Origin of the sequence: Nocardia camponoti, assembly GCF_014646135.1 — a bacterium.
In the GTDB taxonomy this organism is placed as follows: Bacteria; Actinomycetota; Actinomycetes; order Mycobacteriales; family Mycobacteriaceae; genus Nocardia; species Nocardia camponoti.
The window spans coordinates 985,015-1,006,256 of the sequence record NZ_BMMW01000001.1 but is presented as its reverse complement, the minus strand read 5'-3'; the positions used below and the strand labels follow the sequence as shown (position 1 = coordinate 1,006,256).

The 21,242-nt window shown below is 65.7% G+C and carries 21 protein-coding genes; 11 read left to right on the top strand and 10 right to left on the bottom strand.

The features are described from left to right. Positions 1-30: 30 nt before the first annotated feature. Genes IEX78_RS04605 through IEX78_RS04590 form a run of 4 tightly spaced genes read left to right on the top strand, consistent with a single transcriptional unit; the run spans position 31 to position 4,608 of the window. Positions 31-1,731, top strand: a complete 1,701-nt coding sequence (locus IEX78_RS04605) for a peptidoglycan DD-metalloendopeptidase family protein (RefSeq protein ID WP_188827536.1) — start codon at positions 31-33, stop codon at positions 1,729-1,731. Positions 1,732-1,778: 47 nt separating this feature from the next. Further along, entirely contained in the window at positions 1,779-2,288 is a 510-nt protein-coding gene (locus tag IEX78_RS04600; protein WP_188827535.1) for a hypothetical protein, read from the top strand. A gap of 29 nt (positions 2,289-2,317) precedes the next feature. Continuing rightward, complete coding sequence (locus IEX78_RS04595; RefSeq protein ID WP_188827534.1) at positions 2,318-4,132, top strand: type IV secretory system conjugative DNA transfer family protein; 1,815 nt, start codon at positions 2,318-2,320, stop codon at positions 4,130-4,132. Further along, entirely contained in the window at positions 4,129-4,608 is a 480-nt protein-coding gene (locus IEX78_RS04590) for a DUF4913 domain-containing protein (RefSeq protein WP_229683703.1), read from the top strand. The genes IEX78_RS04595 and IEX78_RS04590 overlap by 4 nt, the downstream gene beginning before the upstream one ends. Positions 4,609-4,669: 61 nt before the next feature. Here the strand turns inward: IEX78_RS04590 and IEX78_RS04585 are convergent, their stop codons facing one another. Further along, the gene (locus IEX78_RS04585; protein ID WP_188827533.1) at positions 4,670-5,212 is read right to left on the bottom strand and encodes a hypothetical protein; all 543 of its coding nucleotides are present in this window, start codon (positions 5,210-5,212) and stop codon (positions 4,670-4,672) included. A gap of 52 nt (positions 5,213-5,264) precedes the next feature. Beyond that, entirely contained in the window at positions 5,265-6,161 is an 897-nt protein-coding gene (locus tag IEX78_RS04580) for a peptidylprolyl isomerase (RefSeq protein WP_188827532.1), read from the bottom strand. An 85-nt stretch (positions 6,162-6,246) separates the two neighbouring features. Here IEX78_RS04580 and hisS point away from each other — a divergent pair, with 85 nt between their 5' ends. Beyond that, complete coding sequence (hisS, locus tag IEX78_RS04575; RefSeq protein ID WP_188827531.1) at positions 6,247-7,521, top strand: histidine--tRNA ligase; 1,275 nt, start codon at positions 6,247-6,249, stop codon at positions 7,519-7,521. Between the two features lie 23 nt (positions 7,522-7,544). Next, positions 7,545-8,180, top strand: coding sequence for a hypothetical protein (locus IEX78_RS04570; RefSeq protein ID WP_188827530.1), 636 nt, complete (start codon positions 7,545-7,547; stop codon positions 8,178-8,180). On the opposite strand, the gene IEX78_RS04565 is transcribed toward IEX78_RS04570, so the two are convergent. From IEX78_RS04565 to IEX78_RS04555, 3 genes are read right to left on the bottom strand one after another with little or no spacing between them, the layout of a single operon-like run. Further along, complete coding sequence (locus IEX78_RS04565) at positions 8,177-9,202, bottom strand: Rv2578c family radical SAM protein (protein WP_188827529.1); 1,026 nt, start codon at positions 9,200-9,202, stop codon at positions 8,177-8,179. The two genes, IEX78_RS04570 and IEX78_RS04565, sit on opposite strands and share 4 nt — an antisense overlap. Positions 9,203-9,241: 39 nt before the next feature. Next, on the bottom strand, positions 9,242-9,406 hold the full coding sequence (locus IEX78_RS04560; protein ID WP_188827528.1) for a hypothetical protein: 165 nt from the start codon (positions 9,404-9,406) through the stop codon (positions 9,242-9,244). Positions 9,407-9,426: 20 nt separating this feature from the next. Continuing rightward, positions 9,427-10,395, bottom strand: coding sequence for an NAD-dependent epimerase/dehydratase family protein (locus IEX78_RS04555; protein ID WP_188827527.1), 969 nt, complete (start codon positions 10,393-10,395; stop codon positions 9,427-9,429). Positions 10,396-10,551: 156 nt separating this feature from the next. Here IEX78_RS04555 and IEX78_RS04550 point away from each other — a divergent pair, with 156 nt between their 5' ends. Beyond that, positions 10,552-10,881 (top strand): type VII secretion target, encoded by a 330-nt coding sequence (locus tag IEX78_RS04550; RefSeq protein ID WP_188827526.1) that lies wholly within the window; start codon positions 10,552-10,554, stop codon positions 10,879-10,881. Then, a complete protein-coding gene (locus tag IEX78_RS04545; protein WP_188827525.1) occupies positions 10,878-12,500 on the top strand; it encodes a hypothetical protein in 1,623 nt (540 codons plus the stop codon). Before IEX78_RS04550 ends, IEX78_RS04545 begins: the two co-directional genes overlap by 4 nt. A gap of 15 nt (positions 12,501-12,515) precedes the next feature. Here IEX78_RS04545 and IEX78_RS04540 read toward each other — a convergent pair whose 3' ends face one another. Then, complete coding sequence (locus tag IEX78_RS04540; protein ID WP_188827524.1) at positions 12,516-13,013, bottom strand: hypothetical protein; 498 nt, start codon at positions 13,011-13,013, stop codon at positions 12,516-12,518. A 46-nt stretch (positions 13,014-13,059) separates the two neighbouring features. Continuing rightward, positions 13,060-13,989 (bottom strand): KPN_02809 family neutral zinc metallopeptidase, encoded by a 930-nt coding sequence (ypfJ, locus tag IEX78_RS04535; RefSeq protein WP_188827523.1) that lies wholly within the window; start codon positions 13,987-13,989, stop codon positions 13,060-13,062. Between the two features lie 252 nt (positions 13,990-14,241). Between ypfJ and aspS the strand changes: the two genes are divergently transcribed. Beyond that, positions 14,242-16,068 (top strand): aspartate--tRNA ligase, encoded by a 1,827-nt coding sequence (gene aspS, locus IEX78_RS04530; protein ID WP_188827522.1) that lies wholly within the window; start codon positions 14,242-14,244, stop codon positions 16,066-16,068. Positions 16,069-16,139: 71 nt separating this feature from the next. Next, positions 16,140-17,108, top strand: coding sequence for a DUF389 domain-containing protein (locus tag IEX78_RS04525; RefSeq protein ID WP_188827521.1), 969 nt, complete (start codon positions 16,140-16,142; stop codon positions 17,106-17,108). Between the two features lie 4 nt (positions 17,109-17,112). Here the strand turns inward: IEX78_RS04525 and IEX78_RS04520 are convergent, their stop codons facing one another. Beyond that, positions 17,113-18,138, bottom strand: a complete 1,026-nt coding sequence (locus IEX78_RS04520) for a hypothetical protein (RefSeq protein ID WP_188827520.1) — start codon at positions 18,136-18,138, stop codon at positions 17,113-17,115. A 194-nt stretch (positions 18,139-18,332) separates the two neighbouring features. Between IEX78_RS04520 and IEX78_RS04515 the strand changes: the two genes are divergently transcribed. Beyond that, positions 18,333-19,502, top strand: a complete 1,170-nt coding sequence (locus tag IEX78_RS04515) for a phosphotransferase family protein (protein ID WP_188827519.1) — start codon at positions 18,333-18,335, stop codon at positions 19,500-19,502. Here the strand turns inward: IEX78_RS04515 and IEX78_RS04510 are convergent. Then, the gene (locus IEX78_RS04510; RefSeq protein WP_188827518.1) at positions 19,499-20,767 is read right to left on the bottom strand and encodes an RNA polymerase sigma factor; all 1,269 of its coding nucleotides are present in this window, start codon (positions 20,765-20,767) and stop codon (positions 19,499-19,501) included. The genes IEX78_RS04515 and IEX78_RS04510 overlap by 4 nt on opposite strands. 1 nt (position 20,768) lies before the next feature. Next, the gene (locus tag IEX78_RS04505) at positions 20,769-21,116 is read right to left on the bottom strand and encodes a YciI family protein (protein ID WP_188827517.1); all 348 of its coding nucleotides are present in this window, start codon (positions 21,114-21,116) and stop codon (positions 20,769-20,771) included. Between the last annotated feature and the right edge of the window lie 126 nt (positions 21,117-21,242).

The following is a 21,242-nucleotide window of genomic DNA, read 5'->3' as shown; positions in this document are numbered from 1 at the left end:
TCCCAACGGCCCGGCGCGAGGTGGTCTCGCATGAGTGTGCGCACGCTCGCGCTGACGGCAATGGTCGCGATCGTTGGACTTGTCGCGCTGATTTTGGTGGTCGTGTTGCCGTCGTCGGATGACACGTGCGAGACCGACGACGTGCTCGTGAACCCTTCCGTTTCGGCGTTGCCGGAGCTGGGCGGGTCGACCTTTGGCAATCGCGCTGCGGCGACGTCAACGGCGGCAACCTCAACGGCGGCGACCTCAACCGCAGTGGTCACCTCGACGGGGAACCCGTCCGTCACCGCGACACCGCAACTCGCCGCTGGCGTCGGCCCACTGCGGCGCACGCTGCCGTTGGAGAGTGGGAAGTTCACGGTCTCTGACGTTTTCGGCGCGCGCGGTGGTCAACACCTCGGCGTCGACATGGCCGCCGCCGACGGCACAACGATCTACTCCGTTTCCGACGGGCGCGTTGTCGCGGCAGGACCGGCGTCGGGCTTTGGCAACTGGATTGTCGTCGATTCGGTCGACACCAACGGCCGCGCGTATTCGGCTGTCTACGGGCACATGTGGGCCACCGGCGTGAAAGTCCGCACCGGCGAAACCGTCACGGCGGGTCAGCCGATCGGCATGGTTGGGTCGGCGGGGGAGTCGAGCGGGCCGCACCTGCACTTCGAAATCGTGCCCGGCGGTCGGTTCACCGGTGGTCGCCAGATCGACCCGCTGCCGTGGCTCGACGGTGCCCCAACCCCGGATGTTGGTGGCGCGCGGGCGTTTTCCGCTGACGCGAACTGTGTGCGCGGATTTGGTAGCGCGGGCGGCGCGTTGGCCGACGGCAAAGTCCCCGCCGAACTCGAAATCTGGTACCGCCGTGCCGGTTCGGTGTGCCCGGAGATCTCCTCGTCGCTGCTCGCCGCACAGGCCAAGCAGGAGTCGGGTTTTCGCCGTGGTCTCACCTCGCCCGCTGGCGCGCAGGGGCTCGCGCAGTTCCTTCCCGGGACGGCGGCAAGCATTAATCCCGATGACGGCAAACCGTACGTGATCGACGCCGACGGCAACGGCACCGCGAGCGTGTGGGACGACGGGGACGCGATCATCGGCCAAGCCCGCTACATGTGCTCGATCGCGCACAAGGTCGCCGGTTGGCTTGCGTCCGGCCAGGTTTCGGGCGACCTGCCGGCGCTCACCCTCGCCGGCTACAACGCGGGCGAAGGCGCGGTGCTCGCCTCGGGCGGCATGCCCAATCGGGTTGCCGCCCACTATTCCGAGACGCAGCCGTACGTCACCAACATTTTGTCGATGGAGCCCCAGTATCGCGCTCCGGGCGCCCAGGGTCGGTTCGTCCCCGAAGACGGTGCGCGCGGCGGGCAGGTCGCCCACGCCGCCGAGGATTGGCTCGGCACCCCGTACGTGTGGGGTGGCGGGGGCGCGCAGGGGCCAAGCAACGGCGGTTTCGACGCGCCCGGCCTCACTGCCGCAGCGGTTTTCGCGGCGTCCGGCGGTGCGGTCACGTTGCCGCGCACCGCCGAACAGCAGTGGGAAGCGGGCGTTGAGGTGTCGATCAGCAAGGTCGCCGCTGGTGACCTCGTTTTCAGTTCGTTTGGCCGGCTCGGTCCGACCCGGGTTGGGATCGCGACCGGCGATGGTCAGGTCATCGAAGCGTTGCCGCCGACCAGTTCCGGTGGCGGTGGCGGCGTTGCGAAAACGGCGCTGCCGGGCGACGCGCGCGCGAGGAGGGTGCTGTGAGGGCACACTGGAAGAGTCCATTCCGCGTGACGAGGGCGGTGCTGCTCATGACTGGTGTTGCGATGCTTGTGCTCGCCTGCGGTGGGGGAACTTCGACGGAATCGCCCGCGAGCGCGGTCACGTCGACAACGCGATTGCTCGAAGCCGCCGCCACCGTCGATACGACCACTCCCGATGGGGTCGCGGTTGCCGCGCTGCGCGAGATTTACACATGGAGGCCCGTCACCGAGCAACCCGGCGACTCGCTCGCTCGCGCGCGGAACCTGTTGGGGCCAAGCATGATTCGGACGCTAGACGCGCCAGCGGCAAGCGAAGCGCCGAAACCTACTCTCCAATGGGCAGAGTGGGCCAAAGCAAAAGCACGCGTCGACGCGTTCGCGTTCGCGTCCGGTGAGCGACCGCCAACCAGCACCGACAGCGCGATCTCCCAGTACAAAATCGGCATCGAACAAACCGTGGTCTACCCCAACGGGCGCACCGAGGCGCTCCCCCCGAACACGGTCATCGCGACCGTCGTGCGCACGCCGCAAGGCTGGCGACTCGACGCGTTCCGCTGACCAACGACGAAACCCTTTAGGAGGCACAGGTGGCGAAGAAGAAGGTGACAGACCCGGCCGCGATCGGGCCTGACATGACGCTGTGGTCGATATATCTGGGTTTCGCGACCTTCATCACCGTCGCCGTCGCGCTGCATCTTGGCAACGCGCTTTCGGCTGAGCCACAGTCGATTCCGCTCAATCCGATCGCCGTCGTTACCGAGCTAGTGCGCGGAAAACTGCACTGGCCGACCATGTCGACGGTCATCATCGCGCTGGTAATCGCGGCGATCATCGGTTTCTTCCTGCTCAAGCGGCACCGGAAGAAGCGGGCATCGGTCGGGCGACTCGCCGTCGACGACAAGGCCGACTACATGGGCAGCGGAAGTGCGATCGCGGCGATTACCGAGGAAGGGGTGCGCGCGAAGGCCAAAGAACTCGGCATCGCGCTCGGTACGCAGGATTCGCCCGGCGTGCCGATTGGGGTTGGTATCGCCGACGGGGTGCCGCTGTTCGGCTCGTATGAGGATCTGCACCTTGATATTTGGGGCCCTAGGCAAGGCAAGTCGACGTCGCGCGTGATCCCGGCGATCCTGTCGGCGATCGGGCCGGTGCTCACCACGTCCAACAAACGCGACGTTGTCGACGCGACGCGAAATGTGCGGGAGAACAAGGGAAGTCGCACGTTCGTCTTCGACCCGCAGGGGGTCGCGGGGGAGCGGGCAACGTGGTTCTGGGACCCGCTCGCGTGGGTTGATCATCTGTCCGACGGGTGCGAGATGCGGGCGGCGCGGTTGGCTGGACATTTTGCCGACAGCGAAGCCGACAGCGGGGACAACAGCGGTGAGGACTCGTTCTTCGACCCCGAGGCAGAGGACCTGCTCGCCGGACTGTTTCTCGCGGCGGCGATCGCGGGAGAGCCGATTACCAAGGTGTGGGAGTGGGTCACCGATGCCCAAAACCACGCGCCGATCGCCTACCTGCGCGAAGCTGGCCACCACTTCACCGCATCGGGCCTCGCGATGCAGTACAACGCCGAAGGCCGAACCAAAAGTGGCATTTTCGGTACCGCGAAGAAGATGATCCGCTGCTTGCAGCTCAGCAATGTGCACCCGTGGATCGTCCCCGGTGGCGACCGGTACGGCTTCGATGAAAGCGAGTTCATCGACCGCAACGGCACGCTCTACAGCCTGTCGCTGGAGGGTCGTGGCTCGGCGGCTCCGCTCGTGAGCGCGCTCACGGAAGCGGTGATCGATGTGGCGATGCGCAAGGCGGCGCAGTCGACCGGTGGTCGCCTGCCGATCCCGCTGCTCGCGGTGCTTGATGAGGCCGCGAACGTGGTCAAGTGGAAGGATCTGCCCAAGCAGTACAGCCACTTTGGTTCGCGCGGCATCGTCGTGATGACGGTGTTGCAGTCGTGGGCCCAAGGAGCGCGCTGCTGGGGCCAAGATGGCATGAACGCGCTGTGGTCGGCGGCGAATATTAAGGTGCTCGGCAGCGGCCTCGACGACATGGCATTCCTGCGCGACCGCTCCGAAGCCATTGGCGAATACGACTCGATTTCGCAATCGATGTCGCAGTCGGGCAATAGCAAGAGCTATTCGCGTTCGCTTTCGTCGTCGGTCACCTTCACCGCGCAAGGTCTCGCGACACTGCCGCGTGGGCGCGCGGTTGTTTTCACCTCCGGCCAGCCAGCGGTGCTCGTGCGGACGGTGCCGTGGTGGGAATCGCCGTACGCCGACGCCGTGCGCAGTTCCATCGAAGCGAATGATCCAACGAAGAAGACGCGGATCACGATTCCCACTGAGCCAGCCAATTTCCCAGAAACAAATGTGGATGAGATCCAGGAAGCGAAGCCACTGTGACCGACGAGAGCCAAGTCATCGCACCCGAAATCACCAACGCTTATCCGAACGTTGTTGAATTCGTCGTGCATTACCTAAGCCGCGTCTTTCGCCGTCAGGTGACCGACGTGAGCGACACCGTGTGGTGCCCGGAATGGCAACGTCACCCAGAAGCGTTGATTCGCCTTGATGCGCTGTGGCAAAGCTGGGAGCACTACCGCTTACAAGGTGGCGTAGGCATCAGCATTTGGTTCCTGCAACATGCGGACCCGCATATGGCCAAGCTCTTTGACCCGAGTGGGCCCTTCAAATACTGCAGCGTCCGCAACGGACACAAAGAGATGCTTGCCAGCCTTCAGGTCGATGAACCCGACCCGAAAGCGATCACTGATCCAAGCCGTGGCGGCGAACCAACATTGCTGCTGCACAAAACAATCGAACCGCGCATCACCGAAGGGGCACGAACAGCTTCTACTTTTGACGTGCTGCCGGAATAGCCCGTAATAACAAAGCCACCGTATCGATTTCCGTCGATACGGTGGCTTTGTCGTCGCGCGCTTAGCGCCCTCGTTCGATACCGCGCGTGCCGCGCTCCCGTTCGCGTGCCAGTTCACGGCCCAGATCGTTCATGCGGCGCGCCTCAGGGTTCACCCGCCGCGCCGTTTCCTCAGGGGAAATGCCACGTCCGATTTCCATCAGCATTCGCGCCTCAGCCAAATCGGGTGCGACGCCTTCGCGCTGCAAATGCGCCGCGATAGCCGAACGCCGTTCCACCGAGTCGTACCCGATTTCCGGGCCCTCGATGGTGCGACCAATCGCCGCACCGACCGATTCTCGCTGAAGTGACCGCTCACCAATCTCGCGAGAGTGAGCGAGCCCACGCAACAACTCGATATTGCGCGGGTCCTTCGCCTTCGCGTCGCGTGCTTCGCGGATTTGCAGTTCGCGGGCCTCTTTCATTTTGGCCTCAATGGCCTTGGCCCGCGCTTCGGCGTCTTTCTGGCCGTGCTCGCGCGATTTGAGCGCGACCAACGTTGCCATTTGGAGCATGGTGCGCATCATGGCCGCTGTTTCGCTGCCGATGTCGTCGAGTTCGGCCATGACTGCTACTCCCCGATGTCGCTGTGCGAGTGGATAACCGAGCCTACCCTGATCAACTCACCTTGACGCTGTTAAACGAGATCGGCATGGCGGGCCCGCCGTCTTCAGCGCCGCCCTTGGTGCCAGCGCCCGCGACCTTGTCCAACGTCTTGAGGCCAGCCTCGTCGATCGTGCCGAAAATCGTGTAGTTCGGCGGCAATGTGGTGTCGCCGAACACCAGGAAGAACTGGCTGCCGTTCGTGCCCGTGCCGTCGGGGCTGATGCCCGCGTTGGCCATCGCGATCACCCCGCGCTTGTAGTTCACCGGCGTCTGGAGAGCGGGGTCGCCGAGCGGGTAGAGGTCGGTCGGGTACTCGTTGTTGAACGCGTAGCCGGGGCCGCCCATGCCGCTCGCCGTCGGGTCGCCGCACTGCAGGATGCCGAACTGGGGCTTGGCGACGATGCGGTGACAGCTCGTCTTATCGAAGTAGCCCTGCTTGGCCAGGCTCACGAACGAGTTCACCGTGCACGGCGCTTCCGCGCTATTGAGCGACAGCCCGATCGGACCCTGCGTCGAGTCGATCGCGACCTTCACCTCAGGGCCGGTCGTCGCGACGCCCGTGGTCTGCGTCGGCGCGGTGACCGGCTTGGCGGGCGGCTCGCCCTGGGTTGCCGGGTAGGTGCAATCGACCGTCGCGGGCTTGGCAGCGGGCGCGGGCGGCCCGGGCAGGTCGAGCGGAGTGTTCACGAATGGCGTCGTCGGCACCTGCGAAGTTGCCGTCGTCGACGTGTCGTCGTCGCCCTTGGTGAGGAAATACACGCCGGTCACCGCCGCGGCGACGACAACGACGCCCACCACCGAGCCCGCGATCATCCAGCGCTTGCGCTTCTTCTCCTGCTCGGCCCGTCGTGCCAGCTGGCGTTCCAGCTTGCGCTTGGCCGCCGCCCGTCGCTGTTCGTTACTCGGCACTACCGCGTTCCTCCCGTGTCGTCAGGTTCGCCTAGAGGGTAACCGGTTGGACTTGAGAGTCGACTGTGAGGAAAACTGAACAATCGTGACCAAGACCAGCAGCTTCAGCGCCCCGAAGGGGGTTCCCGATTACACCCCGCCCGGCTCGGCCGAATTCGTCGCCGTGCGCGACGGGTTGATTCAGGCCGCGCGACTTGCCGGTTACGGGCACATCGAGCTGCCGGTTTTCGAGCAGACTGCCCTGTTCGCGCGGGGTGTTGGTGAGTCAACCGACGTGGTCAGCAAGGAGATGTGGACCTTCGCCGACCGCAACGGCGAAAGCTTCACCCTTCGCCCCGAAGGCACCGCCGGCGTGATGCGCGCGGTGATCCAGCACGGGCTTGATCGCACCGGTTCGCTGCCGCTCAAACTCTGCTACGCGGGCCCGTTCTTCCGCTATGAGCGGCCACAGGCCGGTCGATACCGGCAGTTGCAGCAGGTCGGCATCGAAGCCATCGGCATCGACGACCCGGCGCTCGACGCCGAGGTGATCGCCGTTGCCGACGCCGGGTTCCGCAGTCTCGGCCTCGACGGGTTCCGTCTGGAAATCACGTCGCTTGGCGACGAGACGTGCCGTCCGCAGTACCGCGAGCTGCTGCAGGAATTCCTGCTTGGGCTGCCGCTTGACGAGGAGACGCGGCGTCGCGCGGAAATCAACCCGCTGCGCGTGCTCGACGACAAGCGCCCCGAGGTTCGCGAACTCACCGCCGACGCACCGCTGATGATCGACCACCTGTCGGAATCGGCGAAGGCGCACTTCGATGAGGTGCTCGCCCACCTCGACGCACTCGGCGTGCCGTACGTGGTGAACCCGCGCATGGTGCGTGGCCTCGACTACTACACCAAGACCACGTTCGAATTCGTGCACGACAAGCTCGGTGCGCAGTCGGGCATCGGTGGCGGCGGTCGCTATGACGGGCTCATGGCGCAGCTCGGTGGACAGCCGTTGTCGGGCATCGGTTTTGGTATTGGTGTCGACCGGACGGTGCTCGCGCTTGCTGCCGAAGGCAAAACGGCCGCTGACCCGGCGCGTTGCCAGGTGTACGGCGTCGGGCTCGGTGACGAGGCGCGTGCGCGGATCGTCGCGCTGGCGGGCGAATTGCGCGCTGCCGGGGTGAGCGTTGACCTCGCCTATGGCGGTCGTGGGCTCAAGGGCGCGATGAAGGGTGCCGACCGGTCGGGTGCGAAGTACACGCTCGTCCTTGGCGATCGCGACCTCGCTGACAACTCGATCGGCGTCAAGGAGATGGCGACCGGCGAGCAGCGGCAGGTTTCGCTCGATACGGTTGTCGCTGAATTGCGCGCTGCGCTCGCCGCGTAAACCGTTGGTGGAGAGGATGACCCGTGACTGAACGGGCTGGCGACGCGGTCGGGCTCGACCTCGTCGCGCCGGAACTGCTGTCGCCGATGCTGCGCAAGTTGAGCTTGGTCGCGGCCGGTGTGGGGATCGTTGTCGCGTTGGTTTCGGCGATCTGGTTGTCGGTGGCGTGGGCGGTGGGGCTTGGACTGCTTGTTTCGCTGCCAACGATGTTGTCGCTGTTCGCGTTTAGTCGACGACGGCTGTCGCTGACGGGGAATGTCCTTGCGGCGCATCGGCTTTCGGGGACGCGAAAGTTTGACCTCGCGCAGGTCACCGGTGCGCAGCTGCGGGTATATCCGGGACGGGTGAGTCGCGTTTCGCTGCAACTCACCTTGAGCGACGGTCGGGCCCAGCAGATTCCGCTCGCGCTGTACACCGACGCCGGCGGCGCTCGTGAACTCCACCTGCTCGGGTTGCGCAAACTGGCGGACGCGCTTTCGTCCAGTGAACTCGTTGCCGCCGTTGCCATTTCGGATGTGCTCGTTGGTCAGTTGCGGGCGGAAGCGCGCGACGCCGGGCTTGCGGATCGCCCGCTGTACCGGGCGGTTGGCTTGGCGCGGTCGAAGGACGCGGTGTCGCCGGTGGTGTTGACCGATCAGGAAGTTGTCGAACTCGGTTAGCCGAACAGTGTGAGTTGCGGGGCGACGGTCGGGTCGGGAGCTTCCACGGCGGCTGGGGGTGGGCCGATCGAGCGCGACGAACGTAAGCCGTGGTGGTCGAGCAGGGGAGTTACCTTGGTGCGCAACCAGTCTCGGTACGCTGGCGTCACGTATCCGCCGCGCACATAGAGCTCGCGGTAGCGGGGGACCAGCTTCGGTTCCTCGGCGGCAAGCCAGTTCAGGAACCACCCCCGCGTTGGGCCGCGCAGGTGCATCGCGAACGCCATCGCGGTGCTTGCCCCCGCCGCGGCGACCTCGGCGATGATGGCTTCCAAGTGCGCGTCGCTGTCGGTGAGCAGCGGAATGATCGGCGCGATCATCACGTGCACGTCGAATCCCGCGTCGGCGAGCGAACGCACTAGGGCGAGGCGCGCGGCTGGGGTGGGTGTGCCTGGCTCGATGCGGCGATGCAACGCGACGTCGAGAATCGCGATCGACACCGCGACGCTCACCCCAACGCCGGACGCGGCCACGTCGGTGAGCAGCGATAAGTCGCGCCGCAACAACGGCCCCTTGGTGAGGATCGAAAACGGCGTTCCCGACTCGCCCAGCGCGGAAATGATCCCCGGCATGAGCGCGTACCGCCCCTCCGCGCGCTGGTAGGGGTCGGTATTGGTGCCAAGCGCGACCGTTTCCCGTTTCCACGACGGCCGCGCCAACTCGCGCCGCAGCACCTCAACAACATTGGTTTTCACCACGATTTGCGAATCGAAATCGCGCCCCGCATCGAGCTCAAGATATTCGTGACTGCCCCGCGCGAAGCAGTACCGACAGGCATGCGAACACCCGCGCATCGGATTGATGGTCCACCGAAACGGCATCGCCGAACTTTCCGGCATCTTATTCAGCGCGCTTTTACACAGCACCTCATGAAAGGTGATCCCGTCGAACTCGGGTGTACGCACCGACCGCACCAACCCGGCCCGGTCGAGCCCGGGAAACGCGCCATCATCGACGCCGAGAGTTTGGCTTTGCCATCGCACCCGTTGATTCGAACAGGTGTTCGATAAAATGTCAACTGGCTATCGATGGGCAAGCAGCACGTGTGCTCCCTCGTCGCTGGGAACGCCGGGGTTGACCAGCGCGGCTTCGTCCAGGTCGCGGGTGCGCATCTCGCGCGCTGGACTGCGGTTGTGGATCTGAGAGTTAACGGTCGAATGCCCGCCGGGTGGTGGACCGGCGGGCATTGCTGCGGAGCATGGGCCGCCTATCGGGTCGGGAGTACGTAGTCGACCAGTTCCGTGATCGATTCGGGCAGGGGGCGGGGGTCGTAGCCCAGTTCGCGGGTTGCCTTGCTGTGGTCGACCTGGGGGGCCGAGATCAGGGCGCCCAATGCCGCCTTGGAGATCACGTCCGTGCCGAGGCGGCGGAAAATCGGTTCCAAAACCGGGAGCAAAGTGCCGAGTACCTGCGGGGGGATGGCGAAGCGAGGGCCCGTTTTGCCTGCGTGGGCTGCCGCCTGGCGGCATAGGTCGAGCATCGTGATCATATGGCCGCCGAGCAGGTAGTTTTCGCCGGTTCGGCCCTTCTCGCCAGCGAGGATCAGACCGCGCCCCACGTCGCGCACGTCGACCAAGTCGAAACCGCCGCCGATCATCACCGGCACCCGACCACGCGCGGAGTCGATAGCTGTCCGGTTCAACCGCGACAAAGCGGCCGGGTTGTCGGCAGGGCCGAAGACGCCCGTCGGGTTCACGATCACCGCGTCGAGGCCCTGCTCGATCACCGCGCGCAGCTCGACCTCGCCCTGCCACTTAGAGCGGTCGTAGACGGGCAGGTCGGAATCGGTTGAGCGCGAAGAGGTTTCGTCGATATGCCCGCCCGATCGATACTGGTCGAACGCGTGAATCGAACTCGTGTGGACGAACCGGCGCACCCCGGCGGCGAGCGCGGCTTCGGCGGTCACCCGCACGCCCTCGGTATTCACCCGCCACGCGACCTCGTTGTGGTTGGCAAGCGTGATCAGCGCGACGAGGTGATAAACGACGTCGACGCCGTCGAACGCCGCGCGCATCGCGTCGCGATCGAGCACGTCAGCGGCGACCCAGGTGACGCCCGGCGTCGGCTCGGCGGGCGCGACGCGGTCGATGGCGACAACGTCATCACCGCGATCGAGTAGCTGCGGGATCAGATTGGAACCGAGGTAGCCGGCTGCGCCGGTCACTGCGACCTTCATGCGCCCGAGGATATAGAACATGTTCTAGTTTCGGAAGGATCTCGACGCAGGGGTCGAAACTTGTCGTAGCCCTGGGCTATATTTGGCGCGTTCGCACGATAGAGGTGCCGCGTCGGGAGTTCCGCGGCCAATTACGACGATTCGGGGGGCTTTCGCATGGCCGATGTCTCGGTGGAACCAAGCGCGGTCGCGGCTTTCGCGGCCACTAATGCCGGTGTCGCGGCCGATCTTTCGTCGCGCGCGGGCTTCGATGTAGCGGCTAGCGTCAGCGCCGCAACGCCAACCTTCGGCCTCATTGGTGCCGACTACTTGGCGATGTTCGCCGCCGCGCAAATCTTGCAGGCCAAAGACATCAACGACGTCGCTGGCAAGTTCTCGTCGCTGTCGGACGCGTCGTTCAAGACCTCGGTGGCGTTCGAAACCACCGACCTGAGCAATGCCGCCGACATCGCGCGTCAGGCCGCGGGTATCGGTGGTGCGGCATGAGGCCGCTGAGCTCGCCCGACACGGGCGTTATCGCACCAAGTACGTTGACCGCGAACGAATCGGCCAAGCACGCGCTTACCACCGCCCCCGGCGATGCGAGCGGCCTGCTGTCCGGGCTGCCCGATACGTCGCTGGTGCAGCTGCCCGCCGATGTCACCGATACCGCGGTCGGCTACGCGACCAAACTCAGCGACGACGCGAACGCTGGCATTCCGGTTTCGCCCGCTGGGCTGGGTGGGCTCTCCGGTCTCGGCGGCAATTCGGTTCAGGCACAAGACATTCTGTCGGGGATTCCCGACTCGACCTCGCTGCTCACCGGCGTGCAGTCCACCATCAGCCAGGGCGCTGCCAACGGGTTCGCCGCCGCGCACTCCGCGCTCAACCAGGCCGAATCGGGGCTGGCGGGGGTTACCGGCGGCAGCCTGGGCACCGGAACGGCATCGGCAGGGTCGGGAACGGCGACGGGCGCCACGAATTCGGCAGCGTCGAGCACCATCACCGACGACCCGGTCAGCGCGCTACTCAACGGTCTTTCGCTGCCCGCGCTGCCGGGCATTGAGACCCTATTCGAGCCAATCTTGAGCCTGCTCAGCAGCTTTGGTACCGGCACGTTCGGGTCCATCGATCCAACCAGCATCTTGAGCAACTCGTCGTCGGCTATCGAAACCGCGATGTCGGTCGCCAAGAGTGGCCTCACCACCGTGCAGTCGCTGTGGGAGGGCAAAGCGTCCGACTCCGCGACAACGAGCAGTCAGCAGGCGCAGAATCAGGGCACCGAAGCGAGTCAGCGGGGCATCGACATCGCGAGCCTCACCCAACAGGCCGCCGCTGTCGTGCAGTCAGGCAACGCGCAACTGTCGGCGATCGCCACCACGTTCGCCACCCAAGCGGCCGCGCTCGCGCCAACGATTATGTTGCCGCCCACCCAGGCGGCGCTCATCGCGTTGGCCACCGAACACATCACCGAGGCCGTCACGGTCGTCAACATCACGCGCGGCCAGCTGGCTGGGCATTCCGCGCAGCTCGCGGGGGTTGTCCAGCAACTCGCCGCCCAAAGTGGGCTGCCGTCGCCGCAGGACGTGCTGTCGGTGGTGTCGGAGAACGCCGAGCCGCTGCTTACCCAGGCGCAGTCCGCGCTTACCGGACTCACCCAAGACCTGTCAACGACGCCAGCGGGCACCACGCCAAGCGGCACTACTCCTGGCACGTCGCCCGCTGGCCTCGGTACGGGTGGTTCGCCGGGCGGCGGTTCGCCCGGTGGCAGCTCACCGGGCGGCGCATCGCTGGCCGGTCTCGGCGGCAAGGGTGGCACCACCGGTACCCCGAGCGCGGGCACGCCCAAGGCGGGCACCCCCGCGGCAGCCGTTCCCGCTGCCCGCGTGATGGGCACCGCGGGAACGATGGGCACCGCTGGTGGCGCCGGGACGTCGATGATGGGCGCGCCCGGCGCGGCCGGTGCTGGTCGAGGTAACGGCAACGAGGAACACAAGGGTTCGGTTACGCCGTACCAGAGTCGCCTCGGCAATGACGACCTCACCGGCCCGCTAGGCGAAGGCGCACCCGAGGTCATCGGAGGCGGGTTCGAAGACGACGCCGACTCCGATGAGGCTCGGTTTTAGCTCACGCGAGTTAGTTCACGCGGTAAACGCCTCGACCAGCTTGCGGTACACCTCGGTGAAGCGCTTGCGCGCCGCGGTCTGGTCGGGGTTGAGCCCATCGGTCGAGTTGGGCGAGTACACGATCAGGTGAACTTCGCCTGCCGCGTCGCTGGGCATCAGGTCAACGATCTGCGTGCCCTTGCCGTCGCCAACGGGGATGCCCATGTCAACGTCTTTCAAAGCGACGATCTCGTCGGTTGCCGCCGCGATCACGTCGGCGGCAACGGTGCCTTTTTCTTCCTTGGGCGCGGTGTCGGGTTTGCGGTCCTTCGACGTCGCGTCGGGGGAGCGCAACGCCGAACCGTCGGAATACACCTTCAACACCGGTCGCAAATCGGTACGCAGCGACCACCCCTCAGGAATGGTGGTGAGCGTCAGGACAGGCAGCGGAGCCGGATCAGCATGGGCGACAACAGAAGTCGCACCGGGCAGCGCGAACGCGCAAACGAGCAATGCGGTCACGGTCAGACGCATGAGTTCCCCTCAGTCGAAAGCGGTTGCGGGCAAGCGTGTTCGCGGCTCAGCGTAGTCCGGGGGGATTGTTGAGGTCGTTGGCGGAATAGGTGTCGCAGGAAGACACCGCACCGGACTTATATCCGGCGAGGAACCACTTCTGGCGCTGCTCCGACGAACCGTGGGTCCACGACTCGGGATTCACGCCGCGACCTGCTGAACGTTGGATACGGTCGTCGCCGACGGCATTGGCGGCCGAAAGGGCATCGCGAATGTCCTTGTCCGTCAACGGGTTGAGGAACGGCTGACCGCCACCGGGCGACGGCTGCTTATCGGCGTAATAGGCCCAGATCCCCGCGTAGCAGTCGGCTTGCAGTTCGGTTCGCACCGCGCCCGACTCGGGCCCGCGCGGGTCACGCTGGGCGCGACCAATATCGCCAAGGAGGGTTTGGATGTGGTGACCCCACTCATGCGCGACCACGTATTCCTGGGCCAGCGGGCCGCCGCTCGCGCCGAAGCGAGTGGTGAGTTCTTTGAAGAAGCTCACGTCGAAGTACGCGGTCTGGTCGGCGGGGCAGTAGAACGGGCCAACGTCGCTCGTCGCCGCACCGCACGCGGTGTTGACCTGGTTGGTAAACAACACAACCTTGGGCTTCACGTACTTCTTACCGGTCTGCTTGGGCAGTTGCACCGACCACACGGCGTTGAGGCTTTGGGCGGTGGCGACAACGCGGCAGTCGTCGTACTTGTTGGCGTCGGCACCGGTTTTGCAATGTGCTGGTGCCCCTTCGATCGCGGGCTGGCCAGCACCCGGCTGCGACTGTCCGCCCGACAGCGCGTTGCCGCCGTCGGTGAGATCGACACCGAAAAACAGGCCGATGACAACCACGATGAGGCCGCCAACCCCGCCGAGCGCCATTTTGGGGCCGCGACCGAAGCCACCGCCGCCGGAACTGACCCCATCGGAGTCGATCTGCATACCTTCGTTGAAGGTCATCGCCGTACTCGCCTTCGCTGTGCCCGGAGGATGTTCATGCGCACCGGGAGAATATCGGGTGTGCCGCTGCGGGGCAGCACGATTGACGGTCGCGACCGTGGCCGCGCGACGTCGCGGGCCGGTCCCGCCGCTTAGCTTGACATGAGCCAGGTCGATATCCGTTTTCGTTCGGCTGCCGTGTCTCACTACGATGGCAGTGCACCCGGTTATCTCCGGGGCGACAAGTCCGCGAAAGTCGTCGAAAGGAATACCGTGCTGCGCACCCACTTGGCTGGTTCGCTGCGAAGCGAGCACGCCGGTCAGACCGTCACGCTCACCGGATGGGTGGCCCGGCGTCGTGACCACGGTGGCGTGATCTTCATCGACCTGCGTGATTCCTCCGGTGTTGCCCAGGCCGTGTTCCGTGAGGGCGAGGCCGCTGAGGCGTCGCACAAGCTGCGCGCTGAGTTCGTCGTGCGCATCACCGGTGTCGTTGAGAAGCGGCCCGAGGGCAACGAGAACGCCGATCTGCCCACCGGCGCGATCGAGCTCGACGTCAAGGAACTTGAGGTGCTCAACGAGAGCGCCCCGCTGCCCTTCCAGCTCGACGAGACTCCCGGCGACGAGGCCCGCCTCAAGCACCGCTACCTCGACTTGCGTCGCGAGCGCCCGGCGAAGGCCATCCGCCTGCGCTCGAAGGTCAGCGCCGCCGCCCGTGCCGTGCTGGAAGCGAACGACTTCGTCGAGGTTGAGACGCCCACGCTCACCCGGTCCACGCCCGAAGGCGCGCGCGACTTCCTCGTGCCCGCGCGGTTGCAGCCCGGCAACTTTTACGCCCTGCCGCAGAGCCCGCAGCTGTTCAAGCAGCTGCTGATGGTCGGCGGTATCGAGCGCTACTACCAGATCGCGCGTTGCTACCGCGACGAGGACTTCCGCGCCGACCGTCAGCCGGAGTTCACTCAGCTCGATATCGAGATGAGCTTCGTCGACCAGGCCGACGTGATCGCGCTCACCGAAGACATCCTCAAGGCGCTGTGGGCGCTGATCGGCTACGAGATTCCGACGCCGATCCCGCACATCACCTACGCCGAAGCGATGCGTCGCTACGGTTCGGACAAGCCCGACCTGCGCTTCGGCATTGAGATCACCGAGCTCACCGACTACTTCGCTGACACCACCTTCCGGGTGTTCCAGGCGCCGTACGTGGGTGCGGTCGTGATGCCCGGCGGTGCTTCGCAGCCGCGTCGCCAGCTCGATGCATGGCAGGAGTGGGCCAAGCAGCGTGGCGCGAAGGGTCTCGCGTACGTGCTGGTCAACGAAGACGGCACCCTCGGCGGCCCGGTCGCCAAGAACCTCACCGACGCCGAGCGTGATGGCCTCGCCAAGCAGGTCGGTGCTGAGCCGGGCGACTGCGTGTTCTTCGCGGCAGGCGCGGTGAAGTCGAGCCGTGCGCTGCTCGGTGCAGCGCGTGGCGAAATCGCCCGCAAGTGCGACCTGGTCGACCCGAACGCATGGGCGTTCGTGTGGGTTGTCGACGCGCCGATGTTCGAACCGGCAGCCGAAGCCACCGCGAGTGGCGATGTGGCCCTTGGTCATTCGGCGTGGACGGCCGTGCATCACGCGTTCACCTCGCCTAAGCCGGAGTCGCTCGACACGTTCGACACCGATCCGGGTTCGGCGCTTGCCTATGCCTACGACATCGTCTGCAACGGCAACGAGATCGGCGGCGGCTCGATCCGTATCCACCGTCGCGACGTGCAGGAACGCGTGTTCGCGGTCATGGGCATCGACAACGACGAGGCCCAGGACAAGTTCGGCTTCCTGCTCGACGCGTTCGCCTACGGCGCCCCGCCGCACGGCGGCCTCGCGCTCGGCTGGGATCGCATCACTGCGCTGCTCGCCGGTGAGGACTCGATCCGTGAGGTGATCGCGTTCCCGAAGACCGGTGGCGGCGTCGACCCGCTCACCGACGCGCCTGCCGCGATCACCCCGCAGCAGCGCAAGGAAGCTGGTCTCGATGCCAAGCCGCAGGCCAAGCCCGCCGCGAACGCAGCCGAGGCAAGCACCGAAGACGCGCCGAAAGACGCTGCCGCGCAATAGTTAGCACGCACCCGGTACCTTCTGGTCAGTTCGCTTCGGTCAACCGAGCGACCTGATCGGAAGGACCACCGGTGCTGCACCTGCGCGTCATCAGCCCAGCCGACAAAACGGCCGCGCTGATGCGACTGTTGGAAGATGACCCGGGCGCCACCCACATCACGCTGGCGCGTGGCGTCGCGGTGAAACCGCACGGCGACCTGGTACAGGCCGACGTTGCCCGCGAGGGTGCGAACCAACTGCTGGCGCGTATTCGCGCGATGGGTATCCCCGAGACCGGCGGCATCACGATCGGCCCGATTGACGCGGTGATGTCGGACGCGGCCGATCGCGCGGTTGAAGACGCGCCCGGCGATCCGAGCGACGCGGTGGTCTGGGAAAAACTCCTGTCCGACACCCACGAAGAGTCGAGCCTCAACGCCACCTTCGTCGCGTTCCTCACCATCGCGTGTTTGCTTGCCGCCATTGGTGTTTCGACGAATTCACCCGTGACCGTGGTCGGTGCGATGGTTGTTGGTCCCGAGTTCGGGCCGCTCGCCGCGCTTTCGGTTGGGTTGATGCTGCGGAATTGGGCGCTGGTCCGTCGCTCGGTGACCGCGCTTGCCGTCGCGTTTCCCATCGCGATGGTCGTGACGCTCGGTGCGACGATGGCGTGGGAGCACTTCGGTTGGATCACCACCGAAGGCGTGATCGACGCCCACAACGTCGACTTCATTTACCAGGTCGGGCCATTCTCGCTGGTCGTCGCGCTGCTGGCGGGTGCGGCGGGCATGCTGTCGCTCGTGACCGCGAAATCCGCCGCGCTGATCGGCGTCTTCATTTCCGTCACGACCGTGCCCGCCGCCGGTTACGCCGTTGTCGCGGTGACGCTGGGGCAGTGGCACCGCGCGTTCGAATCGGTTGGTCAGCTCGCGGTGAACCTGCTCGGCATCGTGGTCGCGGGTGTCGCGGTGCTGTTGTTGCGGCCGCGCGTTGGCGAAGAAGAAGGTCTTGTTGGGCGCTTCAAGCGGTTGATCGGGATGCGAACAGTGTTGCCGCGGTAGGCGATTAGACGCGCGCGACCGGACCTTGGGTGAGCATGCGATAGGCGTAGGTGACCGCGATCGTGCATACCGGTGCGGCGACGAACAGCCCGAGTCCACACAGCGCGAGCCCGATCAGGGTGATCAAGGTGACCGCGAGAGCAAGCAGCACCGACGCCCAGAGGTTCGCGAGGACCAGCTGCGCACTGGCCTTGAGCGCGTCGAAGGGGCCGTAATCCTGATCGATGACGAACGGGATCGAGTACATGCAGAAGAATCCGACGACGAGCCCGGGTAGCAGGCACAGCGTGGACCCGACCAGCGTGAGGCCGAAGGCGAGCAGCGCGGTGAGTAACACGTTGCCCGCGTTGACAAACCGGAAGAACGAGCCGAATGCCGGTGGGTACCCGTCGGTTTCATACAGCGCGCCGCGCACCATCGCCGCCTGCAACAGCCACAGCCCAACCATCACGATGAGGAACAGGAAGAGCAGCGTGAACATCGACGTTGGCTCGAACAACTGCACGTAGGCGGTGAAGGCGAGGTAGATCAGCACACCAACGCCGGTAACGCCTAGCCACGGCCCAGGATTCGATTTGAATCGGTCAAAGCCGTAGTTCAGGGCTTGACCAACATCGAGCGCATGTGCTCCCGAATGGTAGTAACCTGGTGTCTGCCCGCCGGTACTTGCCCCTTCGCCCGACACGCCGCGCGCGGGGTCCGGGTAATCGCCCGGTGCTGGGTCGCTGTGTCCGGGTGTGTAACCCGGCCCGGTGCCCGACGGACCGTAGCGCGGTGCCGAGTATCCGGGGCTAGCGACGGGCGGTGCTGGCTCGACGGGTTCGTCGCCGTACTGCGCGGCACCCGGCCCTTCGAACTGCGGATATCCTGCGCCGCCAGCCAATCCGTGTCGACCGCTGGTCGAACTCGGCTGCGGTGCGGGGTGGGCTGACTCGTGCTGACCTGGCGTCGCGGCGAATTCCGCGCTACCCGGTTTTGCTTTGGGTGCTCCCGGTGAATCGTCCGATGCGGCGTACGGAGTGTCGGTCACTGTGGTAGACCTTTCGACTCAACCGGTTTGCGGTGTGGCGCACAGCAGTTCACGTCGAAGAAAACCCGACGAAGCACAACTGTGTCAAGCCCAGCGCGACCCGCGCGCAACCAAGAAGTCAACACGCCGAGCGACGCGGAAAGGTTGTCTAACCGCTCGCAGGAAGTGACGTTGTACGAGTAGCTTGAGAGGCGATGACCGCACTATTGGCCGAACGCGCCGCCGACGTCGTGTCCGCAGCACAACAGTTGCTCACAAAGCGCATGGGTGCTGCGGTAAAGCTGAGCGACCCTGTCGAGCTCAGCGGAAGTGGCAGGACCACCGTCCTGCGTGTGCGTGTTGCGGAAAACGCTTTCTCGTTGCCGCGCACGCTGATTGTGAAGAAGGTGCGCGGCACCGCTTCCGATCGCCGAACCGGTGGCATGGCGCCTGGCGTCGCCAGCATCGACTCGGCATTCCTTCGTGAGGCGGTGAGCTACCAGTTCACCACCGCGCTTAGCCGCGAACTACGCCCTGGCGCTTACCTACTCGCGCATTCGGTTCCCGACCGGTTGCTGGTGCTGTCGGACCTAGGCGACAACGCGTTGCTCACTTCGGTTTTGCGCACGCGCTCCGAACCCAATACCCGCAACGCGCTCATGGCGTTCGCGCAGGCATTAGGTCGCATGCACGCCGCGACCGTGGGCCGTGAACCCGATTTCGTCGCGCTGCTGCGTCGCGTCGACTCGGTGCATCGCGTCGACGGCATCGCCCAGCAAGCCCAAGCGGCCATCGCCGAACTGCCCGCGCTGCTCGATTCCGAACTGGGCATTGAGGTTCCGCCGGAAATCGCCGACCGCATCGTCGCGGGTAATCGACTGTTCACGAGCGGCCGCCATCGCGCGTTCAGTCCGTCGGATCTGTGCCCCGACAACGTGATCATGAACGATGAGGGCGCGCGCTTCCTCGACTACGAGTGGGGCGGCTTCCGCGACGCCACCCTCGACATCGCGTACGCGCTCGTTTCCTTCCCCGGTTGCCTGTGCGACTTCGAACTGTCGCGCGAGCGTGCGCGCGAAATGGTTGAGGCGTGGCGGTCCGCGGTGGTTGGCGTGTGGCCGTCGCTTGCCGACGATGCTGTGCTCGCCGAACGCATTTTGGAAGCCCGCCTGATCTGGGTGTGGCTCTCGACGTATTGGTTCTTGCCCGCCGACCACGCCCGCATCGCCGTCGCGCGCGAGCACGGGCTGTCGGTCCCACGTTCCGAGGCCCTGATCAACCGGTGGTCCGCGCTCGCCGAAGACGCGCGCATCACCGGCGACGACGCGGTTGGCGACTTCGCCGAACAGGTGTCGGCGATGTTCGAGGAGCGCTGGGGCGACTAGCCCGTGAGGGCGGCGAGCTTCGTCCGAAGATGCGCCGCCTCAACGGCATTGGTTGTTTGCATCAAGGCCATGTCGTAGGCGGCCACCGCGGCGTCGCGATGCCCGAGTTCAGCGAGGAACGTCGCGCGGGCCGCTTGCAGGTAGCCGTAGGACCGCAATGCTGGCTCGGTCACCAGCGCGTCGAGCAGCGTGAGCGCGCGCGCCGGGTTGCCCGAAAACCCAACGGCGATAGCGTGATTGAGTCGCGTCACCGGAGTTGGGTTGTCGCGCAACAACAACTGGTACAGCCCGATGATCTCGCGCCAGTCGGTGTCGGCCCACGTTGGTGCTTCATCGTGGACGGCGGCGATCGCGGCGGCGAGCGTGTACGGGTCAGGGGCGGCCAGCGACTGTTTCGCGAGCGCCTGCTTGACGAGGGCAATCCCTTCGGCGATCGCGGCACGGTCCCATTTCGCGCGGTCTTGGAATTCGAGCGTGCGCATAGTGCCGTCGGCGTCGACGCGGGCGTCCCGTCGCGCGTCGGTGAGCAGGATCAACGCGAGCAGCCCGGTCACAGTGGGGTCGGCGGGTATCAGCGCGCGCATCATGCGTGCCACCTGTTTGGCCCGCTCGACCAGGTCGGCGCGCACGAGTTCAGTGCCCGTCGGCGCGGTGTGGCCGGTGGTGAACAGCAGGTGCACGACGCGGCAGACCGCGTCGACGCGGGCGGGTAACTCACGCATCGACGGGACGCGATACGGGATGCCCGCGACGGCGATCTTGCGTTTGGCGCGGGTTAGTCGCGCGGCCATCGTCGACTCGCTGACGAGAAACGCGCGCGCGACCTCGTGAGTCGTCATGCCGCAGACAAGCCGCAGCGTTAGCGCGACCTGGGCGGATTCCGACAGCGCGGGATGGCAACAGGTGCTGATCAGGCGAAGGCGATCGTCGGGGATGGGTTTGTCTAGCGCGAGCAGGGCCAAGTCGGCGGGATCGTCGACGGTGTCGTCATCAACGACCAGCCGCGGCAGCAGCCGTTGCAACGTGCTCTCGCGGCGGATCTTGTCCAGGGCGCGCCGACGGGCGACCGTGGTCAGCCATGCGCCCGGCGAATCCGGGATGCCGTCGGCCACCCATGCCGTGAGCGCGGTCTCGTACGCCTCCTGCACGCATTCCTCGGCCAGGTCGATGTCACGCACGAGGCGCACCGTCGCGGCGAGCACAAACGCCCACTCGCGACGATGCGCCTGCTCAACGGCCGCGGCGACGGCCGTCTCGGCGGTCACGTCAGTTCATCATTTCAATCGGCCGCAGTTCGATCCCGCCGTGCGGCGCGGGAATCTTGCTCGCCAACGCGATCGCCGCGTCCAGATCGGGCGCTTCGATGACGTAGTACCCGCCAAGGGCTTCCTTGGCTTCGGCGAAGGGACCGTCGGTGATGACGGCCTTACCGTCGGCGTCGTGGCGGATCGACGTTGCCATGTTGCTTGGCTGTAGGGGGTGGCCGCCTATGTGCGCGTCGCCCGCGATCTCCTGAAACGCCATATGGCCCGCGAAGATCTCGGCGCCGTCCTCGGCCGACATCGTCGCGCGGTACGTTTCGTCGCCGTAGATCAAAGCGAGGTACAGGCTCATGGGAGCATCTCCTTCGGTGCTGGCACCCGCCGGTCGGGTCGCCTCAGTAACCCGACGGATCAGCTTCGTCGTAATCGACAACCCTCGCCGAACAATTCTGCGCTTTCTTTTGACCTAGCGCATGGC